The organism is Halorubrum ejinorense (genome assembly GCF_055389685.1).
The window spans coordinates 1,854,680-1,873,405 of sequence record NZ_AP043777.1 but is presented as its reverse complement, the minus strand read 5'-3'; the positions used below and the strand labels follow the sequence as shown (position 1 = coordinate 1,873,405).

The following is an 18,726-nucleotide window of genomic DNA, read 5'->3' as shown; positions in this document are numbered from 1 at the left end:
GGGAGAACCGCTCGCGGCCGAGCCGACTACAGCCGCAGTCGCTCGACCGCGGTGCCGGCGCGTTCGAACTCCGCGTCGGTCGCGGCCGCGACCACGACGGTGCCCGCCTTGGTCGCCGCGTCGAGGTCGACCTCGAAGGCGCCGTCCTCGGGCGTGACGAGACGGGACGTCTCGCGGGTGTGGACCGCCACGCGCTCGGCGTCCGTCTCGCCGGCGATCACGACCGCGTCCTCGACGAAATCGGCGGTGGCCGTCAGGTCGGGACCGTCCGGCCGGTCGCGCTCGACGTAGCGGTCGCGGACCGCGGTCGGCGTCTCGACCGGCTCGCCCGCGTCGACGCCGTGTGCCAGCCGGATGTAGCCGGCCATCGACCACGCGAGAGGGGTCGCCCCCCCGGTGCCCTCGCCGAACTCCCAGCCGTACTTCGTCGGGTGTTCGCGGTCCCACACCTGCTCGGGGAGCATCAGCCCGGAGTTACCGAAGCCGGCCATCGTCTCCAACAGCGTCTCCGGTTCGAGCGCCTCCTCGTCGGTGCCGCCGAATGCGTCCGGGCCGTCGGCGCGGGCGCGGAGCTCGTACTCGCCGCGCTCGCCGGTGAAGATCGGCCACAGACGCCCGCGGCCGTCACCGGTTCCGGCCCACGGCGCGCCGGGGTCGCCGACCGCTATCTCGCCGTACGCGTCGCCCACGTATCGGTACCAAGCGGCACCGTGAGGCGTGTCGACCCGGATCGAGTCGTCGACGACGGAGACGGAGTTACGGATCGCCTCGTCGTCGGCCGGCTTGATTCCCAGCCGGACGAGTTCGAGGAAGCCGCCGTCGACGATCTCCCGCTCGTCGTACGTCGGGCCGTCGTTGGCGATCGTGCGCGGCCGCCCGGACTCGGGGTCGCCGTCGGCCGTGATCCGGAGGTAGTACGGCGTCTCGCCGTGGCGGTCGGTGCCGGTCGCGGTCGCGGTCCACTCCTCGACGTGCGCCGCCCAGTCGTCCGCGAGGGACAGCCACGCGAGCGCGTCGGCGCGGAGCGATTCCGAGTCCTCGTCACCGGCCGCCTCAGCCCCCTCGCCAGCGAGCCGATCGGCCTCAGCGAGGGCCAGCGCGGCACCGCAGACGAGGCCCGCGATCTCGGCCGCAATGCTCGACGGCGAGTAGCCCGCCTCCTCCTCCCAGCGCTCTTGGGCGGTCTGTGGACCGTTGGCGGCGATGTAATCGAGCGAGCGGCTGACTTGGTCGTAGGTGTAGCCGGCGTCGTCCAGCGTCACGCCGTGCTCGTACAGCTGCCACGCCATCACCGAGGGGAACGCGATGTTGTCCATCTGCTCGCCGCCCCACCGGGTCCGCCCGTCGATGTAGGTGTTCTGCGGGAGGAACCCGTCGTCGTCCTGTTGGGTGTTATAGAGGTACGCGAGCGCCTCGGCGCCGCGGTCGAGCTCGCCGATCTCGACGAGCGCCGTGAACACCTGATAGAGGTCGCGCGACCAGACGAAGTTGTAGCCGTAGCCGCGGTCCTCGGCGGCGTACTCCGTCTCGCCCCACGGGACCGAGGGGCTCGCGATCCCCGCACCGTCGTGTCGTTTGTCCTCGACGGCCGCCAGCGTCATGAGCGCGAACCGGTACTGGGCCGCGAGGTCGGCGTCGCCGGCCACCGAGTCCGGAAGCTCTCGGTCCGCGAGCCACGAGCGCCACGTCTCGGCGTACGCGTTCGCGGCCTCGTCGAAGCCGCGGGAGAGCGCTCCCTCGGCCTCGCCCAGCGCCGCCGCGGTGTCCGACGACTCCGCGAACCCGAGCGCGACGGTGTCCCTGACCGCCTCGCCGCTGCCGACGAGACCGGCGAGGACGACGTTGCCGACCGCCTCCGACGACTCCGCGCCGCGCTCGCCGTCGCCGAACAGCGTGTCGACCGCCTCGCTGCCGGCCGTGAGCGCGCTCGCCCAGTCGAAGCCGTCACCGCTGGCTAACGCGAGCGCGACGTCGAACGGCTCGCCCTCGTCGTCGACGAGCTTGCCCGCGTCGCGGTCGGGATCGTCCTTTCGCGCGAGCAGGTGCGAACCCCCGTCACCGTCGACGCGCTCGGCGCGGTCGTCGGTGCCGACGTTGGCGACGGTGGCGTCCACGAGCGCGTACACGTCGTACTCGCGGCTCCCCTCGAACCGAACGTCTGCGAGGATCGCGGTCCCGTCGGTGTCGACCGCGTACTCGACCGAGAGGGTCCACGTGTGGCCGTGGCCGTCGCCCGTCTCGCGGATCGTCTGGACGTACGCGAGCGCGTCGTCGGCCGCCGGCTCGGTCGTCCGCTCGACGGTCTCCGTCGTCGTGACGTGGTCCGTCTCTTTGAAGGTGCGGACGGCGTACTCGGAGTCAGGGTCCGCGACGAGGAAATCGAAGGTCCGGACGTTCATCACGTCGATCCGGGGGAACCGCGCCTCAGTGAGCGCCCCCTCGGTGAGCGTGAACCACACCGGAACCGGGTCCTCGGCCTCGTAGTCGGCTGGCGTGCCGACGCCGAACTTCCTGCCGGTCGTCCAGTGGGGCGCCGCCTCCGGACCGGTCTCGCGGTCGTGCGGGACCGGGAGCTCCCCGTGGCTCGCGAGCGTCACCGTCGCGTCGATCCGCAGGGCGTGCGACCACGCGATGGGGGTCGCGCTGTCGAGGTCGCCGTCGTCGAACGCCTGCTCCGCGAAGAGCCCGGCCTCGTTGACGAAGTGGCCGTCGGGTTCACAGAGCGCGTACAGCTCGCGGGCGTCGGCGAACAGCGGACCGGCTGCGCCCCCCCGCTCTTCGACGACGCCGGCGAGCGTCGCCGCCGCGGTCGCGCCCCACAGCGTCGCGATAGACCACACCTTGGGGGCGCCCTGTTCGGCCGTGCGCCACTCGTCGCCGGTGAACCTGACGAGCCCCTCCACGGCGGAGGTCTCGCGCCGGAGGGCCTCGATCGACCGCCTGACGTGGGTGTTGACGCGGTCGAGGAAGCGGTCGAACTCGCTCGTCGCGACCGACTCGACCGGTCCGCGGCCCGACCCGTCGGTGGCCGCTGAGCCGCCGGGGACGTCGTCATCGAGCAGCGCGTCGTACTCGGCCGCGGCGGTCGCGAGCGCGAAGGTGCTGGCGTCGGCGCGACCGTCCTGCCCCTCGTCGCTGGCGCGCTGGAGGAACCGCTCGGTATCGGGGTTCCAGCGGCCGTCGAGGCCGGTCAGCGCCGCGTCCGCGGCGGCCGCCGCGTCGGCGCGGAGTTCCTCGTCGACCGGCGCGCGCGCGACCGCGGCGAACGCCCGAAGGTACTCTGCGCCGGTGTGGGTGAACCGTCCCAGCGCGTTCTCCCAGCAGTTCTGACAGCGACGGGGGAGCCCGTCGTCCTCCGTCGTCTCCAAGAGGAAGCCGACGGCGTCGGCGATGGTCTCGTCGATCCGGTCGCGCCACTCCGCGGGAAGGTCCGCCTCGCGGCGTAAGGTGGCGAGGTACGCGACGACCGAGGCGGGCTGATCGAGCTGGTCGTTCGGGCCGGGCGTCCCGTTCGCGCCCTCGATCCGGGCGTTCGCCCAGCCGGGAGCGACCTTGCCGGAGTCGGCCCACACGCGGTGGGGCCACGAGCCGTCCGCGTCCTGCGTCCGGCAGAAGAAGCTCGCGGTCGCGAGCAGTTCCTCGCTCGCGTCGAGGCCCAGCTCCTCGCTCGCCCCCAGCAGCGCCGTCGACACCATCGCCTCGTCGCGGAACCACGTGTAGCCGTAGCCGCCGGAGGTGGAGTAGAACGGGTCGAACTCCGGGGCGGCGATCCGAGCGCCGGACTCCGCGGTGAGCAGGTCCAGCGCGCGTAGGTCGCTCGCGACGACTGACCGGCGCGGGGTGTCCGCCGGCACGTCCGGGCCGCGGCCGTCGGCCGCCTCGCGAAGCTCGTCGGCGTCGGGGTAGGCCGTCGCGATGTTGGAGACCGCCTCGATGCGCCGCTGTCGGTCGGTTCCGTCGGTGAGCGCGTCCTTGGCGTCGTCACCGGTGTCGCGGGCCTCGCGGCGGTCGACGACGGCGCGCCCGGCGAGCGTGACGCGCTCGATGCGCCCGTCGCGCTCGAAGGGAGCGCGCACGACGACGTCCGGAGTGAGCCGCGAGTCTTCGCGGCGGTCTATCTCGCCGCGGTGCGGGAAGCCCTCGCCCCCCTCGCCGAGCAGTTCCGGGATCGTCCGCAGCCGCTGGCCGTGGGCGTTAGAGAGCCCGGTGGAGGCCGTGAGGAAGTCGTGTTCCGTGCGGTGGTACACTTCGACGACGCCGCCGCCGTCGGGACCGGCCTCCTCGTGGACCATGTTGCCGACGCGCCCTTCGACCATGTCGGGCGAGAACGCGTAGGCGGCGACGATCTCGGCGTCGGCCGGGGGCGACCCGCGGAGCTCGACGTGCGTGAGGTGCGTGTCGCTCACCACGAGGTCGAACTGGTGGATCGTGTAGCGGCCCGCGTCGTACTCGGTCTCGACGAGGGGCGTGTCGCCATCGTAGTGCTGGCGGGTCGTCTCGAGGTCGTCGAACCAGCGGACGCCCCGCCCGGCGGTGATACCCATCCGGAGTCGGTCGGCGCCGCCGACGCCGGAGAGGGAGTACGAACAGTCGTGGACGGTTCCGTCCGGCCCGACGTGGACCAGCCGGCCGTCGTCGCCGGTAAACGCACCGGCGGTCATCGAGTGTTCCGCCGGGTAGCGCTCCCCGCGCCGACGTTCGTGTTCCGTGAGGGCGGTACGCAGTCGCATACCCGCTCTGCGACTGCCGGAGTAAAAGCCTTGACGACCGCGGCGGAGACTGACCGGGAAGCGATCGGGGTGCGGATCCGTCCCGATCGGGTCGAAACAAGAGCAACACCGAAGGGGCAGGGGGGAGATAACCGTCACATGCACCACCCCGGACCCCCCCGCTTCCTCGCGACCGGTGAGACCACGGAGCTGGCACCGAGAGACCCGGACCCCGACGGCGAGTACGCGTGGCGCGTCGCGGACGCGCCGCCCGAGAGCGAGTCGACGGTCGGGGACTCGCCCGTCACGCAGTTCACCCCTGACGTCCCGGGTCGGTACCTGATCGGCCTCGACGCGCCGGACGGCGACCACCTGCTCACGGTCCGCGCGTTCGCCGCGAGCTACGCCGGCGTCGACGTCGCCGGCGGGAGCGGGACCGCGATTCGCGACCGCGACGTGACCGACGAGCCGGTCGACTACGCCGCTCGGGAGTCCCACGACGGCGTCGGTCGGCCGCGCGTTCGCGTGGACGCGGACATCGAGTTCGAAGACGGCGCCGGCGAGGAGCGCGATCACGCCGGATCGGCCGTGTTCACCGCGGACCCGACGCCGAATCCGGACTCTGAGCTCGACGCCGGCGACCTCGAGGTGACGTTCGTCGTGGACGACCGCGACGTCGAGAGCGCGGTCGCCGACGGCCGGACGAACCCCCGAGACTCGCTCCGGGTGAGCAGGGACGGCCGCGAGCTCCGCGTGGCGCTCGACGCGGTGCCGGACCGGCTTCGGGTCCACGCCGTCGCGGTCGCGCGGGACCCGGACGGCGACCCGCGGGTCAGCGTCGCGGACGCGGTCGCGGTCGAGCGGGGCGACACCGGTGAGCCGACGGTCGACGACGCCGGCGGCGAGTCGGTGTTGACGCCGGACGCTCCCGACTTCGAGACGGTGCGACTCAACGACCCGCCGGCGTGGACGGCCGACGCAGCCGTCTACGAGGTGTTCGTCCGCACCTTCGCGGACGCCGACGAGGGCGCGGCGTTCGACGCCATCGCCGAGCGGATCCCCGACATCGCGGACCTCGGCGTCGACACGCTGTGGCTCACGCCGGTCCTCGGACACGACGGGAAACCCCACGGCTACAACATCGTCGACTTCTTCGACGTGGCTCCGGACCTCGGCGACCGCGACGACTTCGAGGCGCTCGTCGAGACAGCTCACGACCACGGGATGCGGGTGCTGTTCGACTTCGTCGCCAACCACACCGCCCGCGACCACGAGTGGTTCGAGGACGCGTACCGGAACCCCGAGTCGCCGTACCGCGACCGGTACGAGTGGCAGGAGTCGGGCGAGCCGGGCACCTACTTCGACTGGGAGCTGATCGCGAACCTGAACCACGCGAACCTCGAGGTCCGCCGGTTCCTGCTCGACGTGATCGACGAGTGGGCGCCGCTCGTCGACGGGTTCCGCTGTGACATGGCGTGGGCCGTCCCCGACTCGTTCTGGCGCGAGCTGCGTGACCGCGTGAAAGACATCGACCGGCAGTTCCTCCTGATGGACGAAACGATCCCGTACATTCCCGGCTTCCACGAGGGGATGTTCGACGTCCACTTCGACGCGACGCTGTACTTCCAGCTGCGACAGGTGGGGCGGGGCGCGGAGCCCGCGGAGTCCGTCCTCGACGCGGTCGACCAGCGCTCGGATATCGGGTTCCCGGATCACGCCGAGTTCCTCCAGTACATCGAGAACCACGACGAGACGCGCTACCGCGTCGAGTGCGGCGACGCGGCGGCGGCCGCCGCGGGCGCGGCGATCATGACCCTCCCGGGCGTCCCGATGGTGTACGCCGGCCAGGAGATCGGCCAGCGCGGTCGCCGGGACGCGATCGCGTGGGACCACGCCCGCGAGGAGGTACGCGACCGCTACGAGCGCCTGCTCGCGACGCGGCGGGACCACTCCGCGCTCGGGGCGGACGGCACCGTGTCCCGCGTCGGGTACCACGTCGCGAGCGGCGATCTCTCGGAGCAACCGATCGCCGCCAGCGGCGACGTTCACCCGAACGACGTCGTGGCGTTCCGCCGGAGCGACGACGGGGAGGCGCTCGTCGTCGTCCTCAACTTCGCGCCCGCCGACGCGAGCGTCGCGGTCGACGCCGCCCACGGCGAGCGCGACCTCGTCACCGGTGAGGAGTGCGTCGTCGAGGACGGCGACGGGACCGAGCGGATCCGGGTCGACGACGTGGCGATCGTCCGCGAGACGGAGCGATGAGCTACGGGGGCGACGGCGGCCCCGTCACGCTCGAAACCGCAGACGCGATCGCGTGGCGGGCGGACCGCGACGGCGACTGAACCGAGTCCGGCTCGCACCGCGTCGCGACCCGGGCCGGACACAACGCTTGAGTCGGTGGGGGTCGCAGGTGACCGTATGCGATTCGACCGCTCCGACGGCGTCTTCTGTCACGTCACGTCGCTGCCGGGGGCGTACGGCATCGGCGACCTCGGCGAGGGCGCCCGCGAGTTCCTCTCGTTCCTCGGCGACGCCGACGTCGACCACTGGCAGATCTGTCCGATCGGTCCGACGCTCTCCGTCGCCGGGGAGTCACCGTACCAGTCGCCGTCGGCGTTCGCCGGCAACCCGCTGTTCGTCGACCCCGACGGGCTCGTCGACGACGGGTGGCTGGACCCGGCGGACCTGGAACCGGTCCCCGATTTCCCGACCGACCGCGTCGACTACGACGCGGTCCGCGAGTACAAGCAGCCGCTGTTGCGGACCGCCTTCGAGCGGTTCGAGGAGCGGGCGACGGAGGCCGACCGGGCGGCCGTCGACGAGTTCCGCGAGCACGAGCCGTGGCTCCCCGACTACGCGCTGTTCCGGGCGCTGTCGGACGCGCGCCCGGAAGACCTCTGGACCGGGTGGCCCGAGCCGCTGCGGACGCGCGATCCCGAGGCGCTCGCGGCGGCGCGCGAGGAACACGCCGAGGAGGTCCGGTTCCGCGAGTTCGTCCAGTGGACGTTCGACCGTCAGTGGCGCGACCTGCGCGCGGTCGCCGCCGAGGAGGGGGTGTCCATCGTCGGCGACGTGCCCATCTACGTCGCGCTCGACTCCGCCGACGTGTGGGCGAGCCCGGAGGCGTTCCAACTCGACGCGGAGAACCGCCCGACCGCGGTCGCGGGCGTCCCGCCGAACGCGGGCGACACCGGCCAGCGCTGGGGGAACCCGCTGTACGACTGGGAGCGACTCGCCGAGGCGGAGTACGACTGGTGGCTCGACCGGTTCCGCCGGCTGTTCGAGCTCGCGGACGTGGCGCGGCTCGACCACTTCCTCGGGTTCGCGAAGTACTGGGCGATTCCGGCCGACAGCGACGACCCCGCGGACGGCGAGTGGCGCGACGGGCCGGGGCGCGACCTGTTCGAGACGGTCGAGCGCGAGCTCGGCGAGGCGCCGTTCATCGCCGAGGACCTCGGGTTCGAGGAGCCGGAGATGGACGAGCTGATGGCGGAGTTCGGCTTCCCGGGCATGTCCGTCCCGCAGTACGCCGACTGGTGTACGGAGGGCAACGAGTACCAGCCGATGCACTACACCGAGGGCGTCGTCGGCTACACGTCGACGCACGACACGGACACGTGGGTCGGCTACTTCGACGACCTCCCGGAGCGACAGCGGGACTGCTTCCGGTACAACGTCGGCGCCGAGCCGGACGACCCGGTCGAGTGGGCGATCATCGACGACGTGTGGGCCTCGGACGCGATCATGGCGATGACGACGCTCCAGGATCTTCTCGGACTCGGCAGCGGGGCGCGGTTCAACGAGCCGGGCACGCTCGCGGGGAACTGGGAGTGGCGCGTCACGCGGGACGCGCTCGACGACGCGATCGCCGACCGGCTGTGGGAGCTGGCGGGCGATCACATCCGGTAGGCCCGTGGTCGGACCCCTCCCGGACGTGCCGGCGGTCCACGTTCTGGTCATCGCAGCGGCGACCGGGTTCATCTGGCTCGGGAGCGGCTGGTTAGAGGAGGCCGCCGATACCCTCTCGGGGTACTACGGGCTCCCGGCCGTGGTCCAGGGGTCGATCGTCGTCGCGGTCGGGTCGAGCTTCCCGGAACTGGTGAGCGTGCTCGTCACCGCGCTCACCGGCGTCTTCGACATGGGCGTGGGCGCGCTCGTCGGGTCGGCCATCTTCAACGTCCTCGTGATCCCCGCGGCGTCCGGGATCGGCGGCGACGGCGAACTGGAAGCCAATCGGACGATCGTGTACAAGGAGGCGCAGTTCTACATGCTCGCCGTCTCTGCGCTGGTCGTGACGTTCGCGCTCGCGGTGATCTACTTCCCCGTCTCGACGGACCCGATCGTCGGGAGGATGCCGCGCTCGCTCGCGGTCATCCCGCTCGGGCTGTACGGGCTGTACCTCTTCATCCAGTATCAGGACGTCGACGACGCGGGGGAAGACCGGATCCGCGACGGGGTCGACATCGGTCGCGAGTGGGCGAAGCTGGCGGCCGGACTCGGGCTCATCGTCGTCACCGTCGAACGGCTCGTCGCGTCCGTCGAGTCGCTGGGCGTCACCTTCGGAATCCCCGAGTTCCTCGCCGGCGTCACGGTCGTCGCGGCCGCGACGAGCCTGCCGGACACGCTCGTGAGCGTCCGGACGGCGCGCGAGAACCGCGGCGCGACGAGCCTCGGTAACGTCCTCGGGTCGAACACCTTCGACCTGCTCGTTGCGATCCCGCTCGGCGTGTTGATCGTCGGCGAGGTCGCCGTCAACTTCTCGACGGCGGTGCCGATGCTGGGCGTGCTAACCGCTGCGACCGTCCTCCTCTTCGTGACGCTCCGGACGAGCCTCACGCTCTCAGACCGCGAGTCGTACGCGCTGCTCGCGGCCTACGGCGTGTTCGTCGCGTGGGTCGTCGCCGAGACCGCCGGGGTAACGAGCGTTCTCAAAGGAGTGTGAACCCGAGCGGCGCCCTCGGTCGCCCGCTTAACGTCTCGGACGGAGGGCGGTCAGTACGAGTCTCGGCCGATGATGAGGTACAGCACGATACCGAGCAGCGGCGCGAAGAACACGACGAGCGCCCAGAGGACGGGCGGGTGTTCGCTTCGCTGTTGGGCGTCCGAGTAGGTCCACACGATCATCGCCAGGTGGATCACGAGGAACACGAGGCTGATCAGAAGCGCGATTCCGGCGGCCGCGCCTTGGAGGAGCAACGGGGACATCTCGGTCGACACCAGAACGTCGGCGGTGAAGTGTTTTCGGGATCGGAACGCTCCCCCGGCGAAACGGCTATTCACGACGAGTGCGAACGAATAGCATGGCCAACGCGGTGCGCGCGGTCGGCGCCGGGGTGGAGTGTCTCGGGGGCATCGGACTGCTCGCGCTGTCGCGAGCGGTGGACGGCGAGGTCCGGGCGGGGGCGCTGGCGGTCGGGTTCGCGACCGGGTACTGTTACCGACACGCGCGGGCGGCCGCGGGCTGTCGCCGGTTCCGGGGCGGGCCCGGACGGAGCCTCGGCGTGACGCTGACGTGGACCGCGCTCGGGGTCGCGGTCGACCGCTCCATCGACGACCCGGCGGCGGGCCGAGGGTTCGCAGCCGGCCTCGCCTTGGGATCGGCCGGCTACTGGCTGGCGCGACGTGACGAGTGAGTATCCTCCGGGGACGGCCCCGGGCGCGAGCGGCCTCTCGGCACCTCCGCCGGAGACCGAACCGTTTTGATCCCGCGGCGCCCGACTCCGGTATGACGCTCCCAGTCGACGCGGACCGGCTCCGCGCGGACATCGAGGAAAACGCGGCGTTCGGCCGCGTCGAGACGGAGGATCCGGAGGCACACGCGCGAACGAATCGGACGGGGACCACGGCGAACCGGGACGCGAGAGACCGACTGGTCGAGCGCCTCCGCGACGCCGGTCTCGATGTTGCGGTCGACGCCGTCGGGAACGTCCTCGGAACGTGGACCCCGGCGAGCGCCGACCCGAACGCCGCCCCCGTCGTCTCGGGCAGCCACCTCGACAGCGTCCCCGAGGGCGGCATCTTCGACGGCCCGCTCGGGGTGTACGCCGCGCTGGAGGCGGTCCGGGCGATGCGCGACGCCGGATTCGAGCCGGACCGACCGGTCGGCGTCGTCAGCTTCACCGAGGAGGAGGGCGGCACCTTCGGAAACGGACTCCTCGGCTCGACCGTCGCGACGGGCGAGACGGCGCTCGACGAGACGCTCTCGCTGACGAACGACGACGGAGCGACGCTCGATGCGGCGCTCGACCGGATCGGCTACCGAGGCGGCGACGCGGTCGACGCCGCCACGCCGACCGACGCGAGTGGCGACCCGACGACGCTCGACCCCGCCTCGTGGGACGCCTTCTACGAGCTCCACGTCGAACAGGACACGAACCTGGAGGCGGCGGGCGCGGCGGTCGGCGTCGTGACGACCATCACCGGAATCACCCACTGCGAGGTGACCGTCGGCGGAGAGGCGAACCACGCGGGCGCGACGCCGATGGACGAGCGGACCGACGCGCTGGCGGCCGCGAGCGAGTTCGTCCTGGACGTGGAGGCGGCCGCGAACGAGGTCGTCGAGACCGCGTCGCCGTCGGCGGTCGGCACCGTCGGGTCGCTGTCGGTCGAACCGAACGCGACGAACGTCGTTCCCGGCCGCGTCGAGGCCGGCGTCGACGTCCGTGACATCGAGCGCGAGTCGATGGAAACTGTCGTCGCCGCCGCGCGCGACTCGCTCGCGCAACTGGAGCGCGAGCGCGGAGTCGAGACGGAGTTCGAACGGCCCTTCGACGTCGCGCCGACGCCGATGAACGACCGCCTGCGCGACGCCGCTCACGAGGCCGCCGACGCGGCCGGACGCGACGCCCTCGACCTCCACTCGGGCGCCGCACACGACGCGATGCGGATCTCGCGCGTCACCGACTCGTCGCTCCTCTTCGCCCCCTCGCGTGACGGCGTTTCGCACAACCCTCGCGAGTGGACCGACTGGGACGACTGCGCCGCGGCGACCGAGGTGCTCGGGGGGGCGATGGCCGGTATCGCCGGCGGGAAACGGTGACCGAGGTGAACGGGAGGCTGCGGCGCTCGCTCCTTGACCGCGCCTCGGCTTCGCGCGACGGCACAACGGTTTTGCCGGTCGGCCGTGAGCGACGAGCGTGAGACGCCCGCTCGGACTCGCGTCGCTCGCGCTCGGTCTACTGGCCGGCATTGCCGGCACCGTCGCGGGGACGACGGCGGCGCTCGCGGACTGGCCGCCGATCGGCGGGTATCCGGCGGCGGTGGTCGTCGGCCGGTCGCTGCTGGTCGTCGCCGTCGCGGGCGTGGTGTACGGAAGCTACCTGTTCGCGGTTCGCGTGCTCACGCGGTCGGCGAGCAAGCGGCGAGCGCACGACGCCCGGAACCTGCTCCGGCTGACGTTCGGAGTCGTCGGGACGGTGGCGACGCTCGCGGTGGCGACGGAGAACTGGCTCGGGCTCCTGTTCTCGCTGGGCGTGATCGGGTTCGCGATCACCTTCGCGCTCCAACAGCCGCTCCTCTCGCTGATCGCGTGGGTGTACATCGCGGTCAAGCAGCCGTTCGGCGTCGGCGACCGGGTCCGGATCGACGACGCGAAAGGCGACGTGATCAGCGTCGACTTCCTCGTGACGACGCTGTGGGAGATCAACGGCGAGCTGGTGACGACGAACCAGCCCTCGGGTCGGGTTGTCACCGTACCGAACAGTGTCGTCCTCTCGTCGAACGTCGTCAACTTCGGCGGGGGCGGGTCGCCGTACGTCTGGAACGAAGTGGCGGTCCAGGTCGCGTACGAGACCGATCTGGAGTTCGCACGCGAGGTCATGACCGAGGAGGCCACCGACCTCCTCGGAAAGGACATGGCGAACGGAATCGCCGCCTACCGCGAGGCGCTCGCGGAGACGCCCGTCGAGTTGGAGGTACACGACGGCCCGACGGTCAACGTCAGCCAACGGGAGTCGTGGGTGGAGCTTCGCCTTCGGTACCTCACGCACCCGCGGCGCGGCCAGCGCGTCAAAAACCGACTGTACGAGCGGATACTCGACCGCTTCAACGAGAATCCCGACCGCGTCGCGTTCCCGGTTAGCCGGAGCCGGTAACGAGGCGCCGGCGGTGAACCGCTCCGTCCCCGAGGTCGGGGCCGGACCTCTCGCATCGAAGCTGACACGAGAGAGAAGGATATATACGAGTGAACGGTACTTCCGGGCCACGGAGGATGGAAGGAGGAACGGCCGTCTCAACAAATTCCGCCTCAAAAGGCATTCTACGTGTTTTCTAGCCCAACAGATAGCGACACCTTTATATACTCTCAAGACTAACTATACGTTAACAGCTGGCGATTCGCGGACCTCGCTGTATTTTCGCCGGGGGATCGTCGGAGCACACCCATGACAGAGACGAACACCTACAGCGACGGCGGCACCGAGCGGGAACGACTTCCTGAGGCCGGCGACGCCTCCGCGAAGGACGAGCACTCCCGACTCAGGTCGGCGGAGTCGCTCGACGACGAGGAGACGACGGAGACGACGACCGAGCAGACCACGGTCTGCCCCGAGTGCGAAGGGCGACTCGCGACCGACACGGAGCACGGTGAGACGGTCTGTAGCGACTGCGGGCTCGTCGTCGAGGAGAGTTCGGTCGACCGCGGCCCGGAGTGGCGCGCGTTCAACTCCGGCGAGCGCGACAGCAAGTCCCGCGTCGGTGCGCCGACGACGAACATGATGCACGACAAGGGGCTCTCGACGAACATCGGCTGGCAGGACAAAGACGCCTACGGCAAGTCGCTATCGGGGCGACAGCGACGACGGATGCAGCGGCTGCGGACTTGGAACGAGCGGTTCCGCACCCGCGACTCCAAGGAGCGCAACCTCAAGCAGGCGCTCGGCGAGATCGACCGCATGGCCAGCGCGCTCGGTCTCCCGGACAACGTCCGCGAGACGGCCTCGGTCATCTACCGCCGCGCGCTGTCCGAGAACCTCCTCCCCGGCCGTTCGATCGAAGGCGTCGCGACCGCGGCGCTGTACGCCGCCGCCCGGCAGGTGGGGAATCCGCGAAGCCTCGACGAGTTCACCGCGGTCTCGCGCGTCGAGAAGATGGAGCTCACGCGCACGTACCGCTACGTCATCCGCGAACTCGGGTTACGCGTCCAGCCCGCCGACCCGACGAGCTACGTTCCGCGGTTCACCTCGCGGCTCGACCTCTCGGACGAGAGCGAGCGCCGCGCCCGCGAACTGCTCGAAGATGCCGCGGACGCAGGGATCACGAGCGGAAAGTCCCCCGTGGGGCTCGCCGCCGCCGCGGTTTACGCCGCCGCGTTGCTCACGAACGAGAAGGTGACACAGAGTCAGGTCTCCGACGTCGCCGACGTCTCCGAGGTCACGATCCGGAATCGGTACAAGGAGCTGCTCGAAGCGAGCGGCGCCGTGAGCGCCTGAGACGCGCGATGGGGTGCCATCGAACTCGCGGCGCGCTCGACCGAGACGCGCGACCGATCGACCGCCACCTACGTTTTTAACGCGGCCGGCTGTACACGGGGACATGGTTGACGCGTTCGTTAGGCTCGTCTGTCCGGAGTGCGGCAAGGAGTGGCAGGAAAACCCCGCTGATCTTCAGGACCTCCGGTCCAATTTCAGCTGTTCGGCGTGTCATGCGACGCGACGCCTGACCGAGTTCATGCGAACGGAACGCGACCTCGAGGCGGTCAAACAGTTCCAGTGATGCCGGTGACACGGGCCGTTTCGGCCTGACCGCCTCGCTCGCCCTGGCTCGGCACGTCCACGCCTCTTTCCATTCGGTACGTCGGTCTCACTGGCGCCGTCGCTCGCGTCACGAGTCCCGCGTAGTTGTGCGTATAACGATCCTGAAGGATCATCGAGAAAGCTTGTTTCGCGGCCGCTACTCGCAAAATACGCGAGGCGTGTGGTAACGTGACTCAAGATAATAATATAAACCTCCGGTAGCAAAGGACTGGTACTCATGAAGAAGCAGGAACTCATCCATCTTCACGGTCTCCTCGCGGAGGTACGAAAACAGTGCGAGTTCTGGGACGACGACGTTGATCTCGAAGCGTACGAAGAACTCGGCGTCAAACCGACATCGATTCACAAGTCGAAGACCGACCACAAAGCGGCCGTTTTCAAGCTGACAGAGGGAATCACTGAGCCGATGGAGTCGTCCGAATCGGAGCCGCTGGCTCCGACGGCCGACTGAAACGTCTACTGCGTACTACTCCTCGCCGCCCGTACCGAACGCTCCGTAGCGTAGCCGCTATTTTCCGGACGGCCGGTGGCGTCCCGGTCGGCCTCGACGCCGCCACGTTCAGTGTCAGGCGTCGCCTCTGCCGGCTCACCGCTCCGGATCGTTTCCGGCGCCGGACGACGCCGCTCCATCTTCGACGGCAGTCGCGTCGGCATCGCTCTCGTCGGTATCGATCTCGGAGACCGACAACACTTCGAGCGGGATGTTACGGAGGCGCTTCCCGATCTCCTTGCGCGCGACACGGCTCGCGTGTTCGCCGCGGTCGACGTTGAACACGTCCATCTGGAGCTCCAAGGCGACGAGCGCCTCGTCGGCCACGACGAACGCCGGGTCGAGTCGCTCTCCGCTCGGGGACGTTCGCGTTCCGGCGTCGATCTCGACGTAGTTGAGATCGGGGTTGAGCATCTCACCGGTCTTCGAGATGGCGATCCGGACCGCCTCGTCGGCGGTTTCCACGTCGTACACCGGAACCGCGGCCTCGACGACGACTCGACAGTCCATCACGTGTCAGTTTACCACACGAACGAGTATCAAACTTCGGCCCGGGCCGACTCACAGAGATCCGCCCGATCACTCGCCGCCGGCGCGGAGGTAGTAGAAGACGTACGTCTGCGCGTATCCCGCGAACTCGCCGCCGAACCGCTCGCGGATCGCGCGCGAGGTCTCGGTGTATCCCCCCTGATCGCACTCGGGGTAGTACTCCTCGATGGTGGTTCGAATCCAGGTGTCGAGCGGCACGGCCTCCAAGAAGCCGAGCGAGAACAGCAGCACGCAGTCGGCGACCTTGTCCCCGACTCCGACGAATCTGGTGAGCGATTCGCGGGCCTCCTCGTACGGCAATTCGGCGGTCTCCCGGGGATGGGCCTCGCCGCTCGCGACCATCTCCGCCGTCCGCTGGACGTACGGGGCTCGATATCCCAGAGAGAGGTCACGGAGTTCGTCTTCCGTGCGCGCGGCCAACTGCTCCGGCGTCGGAAAGGCGCGATACGTCCCGCCGTCGAGCGGAACCGCGTCGCCGTACGTCTCACGGAGTCGCCGCTGCATCCCGTGAATGCGAGCGACGCGCATCTGCGCCGAGCAGATGAAAGAGATAAGACAGGGGAACACCGGGTCGCGGGTCAGCCGCAGTCCCTCGTAGGCGTCGTAGGCGCGCCGTAACAGGGGCAGATCTGGGGTGGCGTCGAGGATCGCGTCGAGGTCGTCGTCGAGCCGGAGGAGGTGGGTCAACAGCGGCTCTGCGTCCGTCGACGCCTCCCACTGGAGCACGCCGTCGTGGACGCCGCCCTCCTGTCGGACCCGGACCGCGGCGCGCTCGTCCGTCACGCCGGGAATCTCGTCGACGACGGTCTCGTACCACGCGTCGCCGCCGTGGGCGTGGAGCTCCGCGTACGTGTCGCCGTCCGCACGGTTCCAGAGGTAGCTCTGGCCGCTCTCAAGTGTCGCCTGGAGGTCGAACGGTCCAGCCAGATCGCCGATGTCGATCGCCCCACGTTCCATCGTGATCCGTCACGGTGCGCGGGGGCATGCCGGTTTCGGTCCGCGCGACCCGGAGACCGGGCCGGTCGGCTGCCACCCGGGGAATCGGTCCCGGACCGCCGCCGTGGACGGCCTTTTATCCGCCCGACTCGTATCGGGGGTATGCCGACGTACCGCCGGACGACTCGGGTACCGGCCCCGATCGACGACGTGTGGGATTTCCACTCAACGATCGACGGACTGCGGGCGCTCACCCCCGACTGGATGTACCTCCGTATCGATGGGGTCGAGGGGCCGGACGGCTCGCCCGATCCCGACGTTCTCCTCACCGGGTCGACGATACAGATGTCGATCCGCCCGTTCGGCGTCGGGCCGAGACAGCGGTGGACCTCGCGGATCACCGAGCGGGAGCCGGAGGGAGAGGCGTCGCCCGAGCGCTCCGCCCGGTTCGTCGACGAGATGGAGGACGGCCCGTTCCGCCGCTGGGAACACACGCACGCCTTCTACGCCGACGGCGACGAGACGCTGCTCGTCGACACGGTCGCGTATCGGCTTCCCCTCGGACCGCTCGGCGATATCGCCGGCCCGGCCGCGAAGGTCGGGTTCGAAGGAATGTTCCGCGACCGACACCGGCGAACCGTCGAGCGGTTCTCTGAGAACTGAACGCGCCGCGACGCCGGCCACGAAGAGAGACCCCTACGGTGACGCGACACGAGTCGCGTCGGCGCCGAACGTGAGTTCGAAGACGGCCCCGTCGTCGTTTCTCGCCTCGATGTCCCACTCGTGTGCCTCGACGATCCGGTCGACGATGGCCAGCCCGATACCGGAGCTGTCGGCCGAAGAGACGCCCGAATCGAAGACCGTATCGACGAGGTCGACCGGGATCCCGGGACCGTCGTCCGCGACGTACACCCCGTCGACGCCGCCGTCGGTGGTGGTCGGACCGATCTCGATCGAGACGTTTCGTCCCCCGTGATCGATCGCGTTCCGGAAGAGGTTCTCGAACGCCTGTCGAAGCCGACTCGGGTCCGCCTCGACGCGGCCGACTCCCTCGGCGATCGTGAGCGTCGCGTCGGGCGCGCGCACCGACCGCCACGCGTCCTCCGCGATGGCCTCGACGGGAACCGGTTCGGTCTCGCCGATCGCTTCGCCGCGCCGCGCGAGCATGAGGAGGTCGTCGATCAGGGTCTCCATGCGGTCGACCGCGCCGCTCATGGCGTCGTATCGCGCGGGCGCGAGTTCGTCTTCGGACAGGGAGAGATAGCCGGCGATGACGTTGAGCGGGTTCCGGAGGTCGTGTGAGACGACCGCGCTGAACTGTTCGAGTTGGTCCGCCTGTCGTCGGAGTGCCTCTCGGCGGTCGTTGCGCGCGAGCGTGTGTGCGATGAGGTCACCGACGGTGCGGTACAGGTCGACTTCTCCGTCCGTCCAGACCCGACCGTCGTCCGACTCGAACGCGACGATACCGTTCAGTTCCCAGTCCGATACGAGCGGTACGTGGACCGTTGCCGGCGGTCCGTCGACCCTGCCCTCTCCGAGCCCGTCGTCGGAGGCCGCGACAGGAGCGGACGAACGCGCGACGTTGCCGAACGTCGAAAGCTGCTCCGGCTCCGGGAAGTCCTCGAACGGCCTCGACACCGGGTCGAATCCGTCCGGACACCAACTGTACGTCGGTACGAACCGGTCGTCGCCCTCGCGGTAGCAGACGATTCGATCGAGTTCGGCGTGCTCGCCGACGTTTTTCATCGTCCACTCGATCTTCGTGTCGACCTCATCGGTGCGCGTACTCATCAGCGTCGTTCCGGCGTCGAGAAGTACCTCGGAGAGGCGAGCGACATCCTCGTCACCGAGCCGAACCCGATCGGGGTCCACCGCGGCCGCGAGACGCTCGGCGATGGGGTCCGAAGAGTCGACGGTCCCGGGGGTCGAGCCCCAGCCAGTAACGTCGACGACGTCGTCGACGCCGGTCGATAACAGGGCCCGGACGGTCGACATCGTCGCGTCCTCGACGAGCGCGATCACCGGAACGTTCGACGGTAACATGTCGAGACGCTCCTTCACGGCACCGTCTGTCGCCGCCGCTCCGGTGACGACGACGCCACACGTCGCGTCGAGCGCTCCGTCGCTTTCGTCGCCCGCGTCGAAGTCGGCCGGTGAGAACGCGCGGAACGTCGGTCCGTCCGGCCCTTCCCACGCGGCGTCCACCGCGCGGGACACGCGCTCGCCGGCGTTTTCGTTGTCGCCTACGAACGCGACGACGGTTCGCCGGTCCATACCCCACCCAGCCCTC

15 protein-coding genes are annotated in these 18,726 nt (G+C 70.0%); 10 read left to right on the top strand and 5 right to left on the bottom strand.

The annotated features are described in order from the left end of the window. Positions 1-26: 26 nt before the first annotated feature. On the bottom strand, positions 27-4,730 hold the full coding sequence (locus tag ACZ5KW_RS10720) for a DUF7997 domain-containing protein (protein WP_343776253.1): 4,704 nt from the start codon (positions 4,728-4,730) through the stop codon (positions 27-29). A 138-nt stretch (positions 4,731-4,868) separates the two neighbouring features. Here ACZ5KW_RS10720 and malA point away from each other — a divergent pair, with 138 nt between their 5' ends. The 3 genes from malA to ACZ5KW_RS10705 all read left to right on the top strand — a co-directional run bounded on the left by malA (position 4,869) and on the right by ACZ5KW_RS10705 (position 9,651). Then, the gene (gene malA, locus ACZ5KW_RS10715; protein WP_343776252.1) at positions 4,869-6,971 is read left to right on the top strand and encodes an alpha-amylase MalA; all 2,103 of its coding nucleotides are present in this window, start codon (positions 4,869-4,871) and stop codon (positions 6,969-6,971) included. Between the two features lie 156 nt (positions 6,972-7,127). Then, the gene (gene malQ / locus ACZ5KW_RS10710; protein WP_343776251.1) at positions 7,128-8,618 is read left to right on the top strand and encodes a 4-alpha-glucanotransferase; all 1,491 of its coding nucleotides are present in this window, start codon (positions 7,128-7,130) and stop codon (positions 8,616-8,618) included. A 4-nt stretch (positions 8,619-8,622) separates the two neighbouring features. After that, the gene (locus ACZ5KW_RS10705; protein ID WP_343776250.1) at positions 8,623-9,651 is read left to right on the top strand and encodes a sodium:calcium antiporter; all 1,029 of its coding nucleotides are present in this window, start codon (positions 8,623-8,625) and stop codon (positions 9,649-9,651) included. A 50-nt stretch (positions 9,652-9,701) separates the two neighbouring features. On the opposite strand, the gene ACZ5KW_RS10700 is transcribed toward ACZ5KW_RS10705, so the two are convergent. Then, positions 9,702-9,914 carry a PLDc N-terminal domain-containing protein gene (locus ACZ5KW_RS10700; protein WP_343776249.1) on the bottom strand — a complete coding sequence of 71 codons (213 nt, stop codon included), beginning with the start codon at positions 9,912-9,914 and terminating at the stop codon, positions 9,702-9,704. 95 nt (positions 9,915-10,009) lie between these two features. Here ACZ5KW_RS10700 and ACZ5KW_RS10695 point away from each other — a divergent pair, with 95 nt between their 5' ends. From ACZ5KW_RS10695 to ACZ5KW_RS10670, 6 genes are all read left to right on the top strand, one after another. Next, positions 10,010-10,342 carry a hypothetical protein gene (locus ACZ5KW_RS10695; protein WP_343776248.1) on the top strand — a complete coding sequence of 111 codons (333 nt, stop codon included), beginning with the start codon at positions 10,010-10,012 and terminating at the stop codon, positions 10,340-10,342. 92 nt (positions 10,343-10,434) lie between these two features. Then, complete coding sequence (locus tag ACZ5KW_RS10690; protein ID WP_343776247.1) at positions 10,435-11,748, top strand: Zn-dependent hydrolase; 1,314 nt, start codon at positions 10,435-10,437, stop codon at positions 11,746-11,748. Between the two features lie 97 nt (positions 11,749-11,845). Continuing rightward, on the top strand, positions 11,846-12,802 hold the full coding sequence (locus ACZ5KW_RS10685) for a mechanosensitive ion channel family protein (protein ID WP_343776246.1): 957 nt from the start codon (positions 11,846-11,848) through the stop codon (positions 12,800-12,802). Positions 12,803-13,090: 288 nt separating this feature from the next. Then, positions 13,091-14,137, top strand: coding sequence for a transcription initiation factor IIB (locus ACZ5KW_RS10680; protein WP_343776245.1), 1,047 nt, complete (start codon positions 13,091-13,093; stop codon positions 14,135-14,137). Between the two features lie 103 nt (positions 14,138-14,240). After that, positions 14,241-14,420 carry a DUF7836 family putative zinc-binding protein gene (locus ACZ5KW_RS10675; protein ID WP_343776244.1) on the top strand — a complete coding sequence of 60 codons (180 nt, stop codon included), beginning with the start codon at positions 14,241-14,243 and terminating at the stop codon, positions 14,418-14,420. Positions 14,421-14,678: 258 nt separating this feature from the next. Continuing rightward, complete coding sequence (locus ACZ5KW_RS10670; protein WP_004598519.1) at positions 14,679-14,912, top strand: UPF0058 family protein; 234 nt, start codon at positions 14,679-14,681, stop codon at positions 14,910-14,912. A 135-nt stretch (positions 14,913-15,047) separates the two neighbouring features. Here the strand turns inward: ACZ5KW_RS10670 and ACZ5KW_RS10665 are convergent, their stop codons facing one another. Then, positions 15,048-15,461 carry a DUF555 domain-containing protein gene (locus tag ACZ5KW_RS10665; RefSeq protein ID WP_343776979.1) on the bottom strand — a complete coding sequence of 138 codons (414 nt, stop codon included), beginning with the start codon at positions 15,459-15,461 and terminating at the stop codon, positions 15,048-15,050. A 69-nt stretch (positions 15,462-15,530) separates the two neighbouring features. After that, positions 15,531-16,457: a DNA-3-methyladenine glycosylase family protein gene (locus ACZ5KW_RS10660; RefSeq protein WP_343776243.1), complete on the bottom strand. Its 927-nt coding sequence runs from the start codon at positions 16,455-16,457 to the stop codon at positions 15,531-15,533. A gap of 141 nt (positions 16,458-16,598) precedes the next feature. On the opposite strand from ACZ5KW_RS10660, the gene ACZ5KW_RS10655 reads away from it, so the two are divergent. Then, positions 16,599-17,099 carry an SRPBCC family protein gene (locus tag ACZ5KW_RS10655; protein WP_343776242.1) on the top strand — a complete coding sequence of 167 codons (501 nt, stop codon included), beginning with the start codon at positions 16,599-16,601 and terminating at the stop codon, positions 17,097-17,099. 33 nt (positions 17,100-17,132) lie between these two features. Here the strand turns inward: ACZ5KW_RS10655 and ACZ5KW_RS10650 are convergent, their stop codons facing one another. Further along, positions 17,133-18,710, bottom strand: a complete 1,578-nt coding sequence (locus tag ACZ5KW_RS10650) for a sensor histidine kinase (RefSeq protein ID WP_343776241.1) — start codon at positions 18,708-18,710, stop codon at positions 17,133-17,135. Positions 18,711-18,726: the final 16 nt, after the last annotated feature.

Bases quoted from the DNA above. Each gene is read 5' to 3' on its own strand.
- ACZ5KW_RS10700 (WP_343776249.1), bottom strand. From the start codon at position 9,914: ATGTCCCCGTTGCTCCTCCAAGGCGCGGCCGCCGGAATCGCGCTTCTG.
- ACZ5KW_RS10665 (WP_343776979.1), bottom strand. From the start codon at position 15,461: ATGGACTGTCGAGTCGTCGTCGAGGCCGCGGTTCCGGTGTACGACGTG.
- ACZ5KW_RS10675 (WP_343776244.1), top strand. From the start codon at position 14,241: ATGGTTGACGCGTTCGTTAGGCTCGTCTGTCCGGAGTGCGGCAAGGAG.
- ACZ5KW_RS10660 (WP_343776243.1), bottom strand. From the start codon at position 16,457: ATGGAACGTGGGGCGATCGACATCGGCGATCTGGCTGGACCGTTCGAC.
- ACZ5KW_RS10680 (WP_343776245.1), top strand. From the start codon at position 13,091: ATGACAGAGACGAACACCTACAGCGACGGCGGCACCGAGCGGGAACGA.
- ACZ5KW_RS10670 (WP_004598519.1), top strand. From the start codon at position 14,679: ATGAAGAAGCAGGAACTCATCCATCTTCACGGTCTCCTCGCGGAGGTA.
- ACZ5KW_RS10690 (WP_343776247.1), top strand. From the start codon at position 10,435: ATGACGCTCCCAGTCGACGCGGACCGGCTCCGCGCGGACATCGAGGAA.
- ACZ5KW_RS10650 (WP_343776241.1), bottom strand. From the start codon at position 18,710: ATGGACCGGCGAACCGTCGTCGCGTTCGTAGGCGACAACGAAAACGCC.
- ACZ5KW_RS10655 (WP_343776242.1), top strand. From the start codon at position 16,599: ATGCCGACGTACCGCCGGACGACTCGGGTACCGGCCCCGATCGACGAC.
- malA (WP_343776252.1), top strand. From the start codon at position 4,869: ATGCACCACCCCGGACCCCCCCGCTTCCTCGCGACCGGTGAGACCACG.
- ACZ5KW_RS10695 (WP_343776248.1), top strand. From the start codon at position 10,010: ATGGCCAACGCGGTGCGCGCGGTCGGCGCCGGGGTGGAGTGTCTCGGG.
- malQ (WP_343776251.1), top strand. From the start codon at position 7,128: ATGCGATTCGACCGCTCCGACGGCGTCTTCTGTCACGTCACGTCGCTG.
- ACZ5KW_RS10720 (WP_343776253.1), bottom strand. From the start codon at position 4,730: ATGCGACTGCGTACCGCCCTCACGGAACACGAACGTCGGCGCGGGGAG.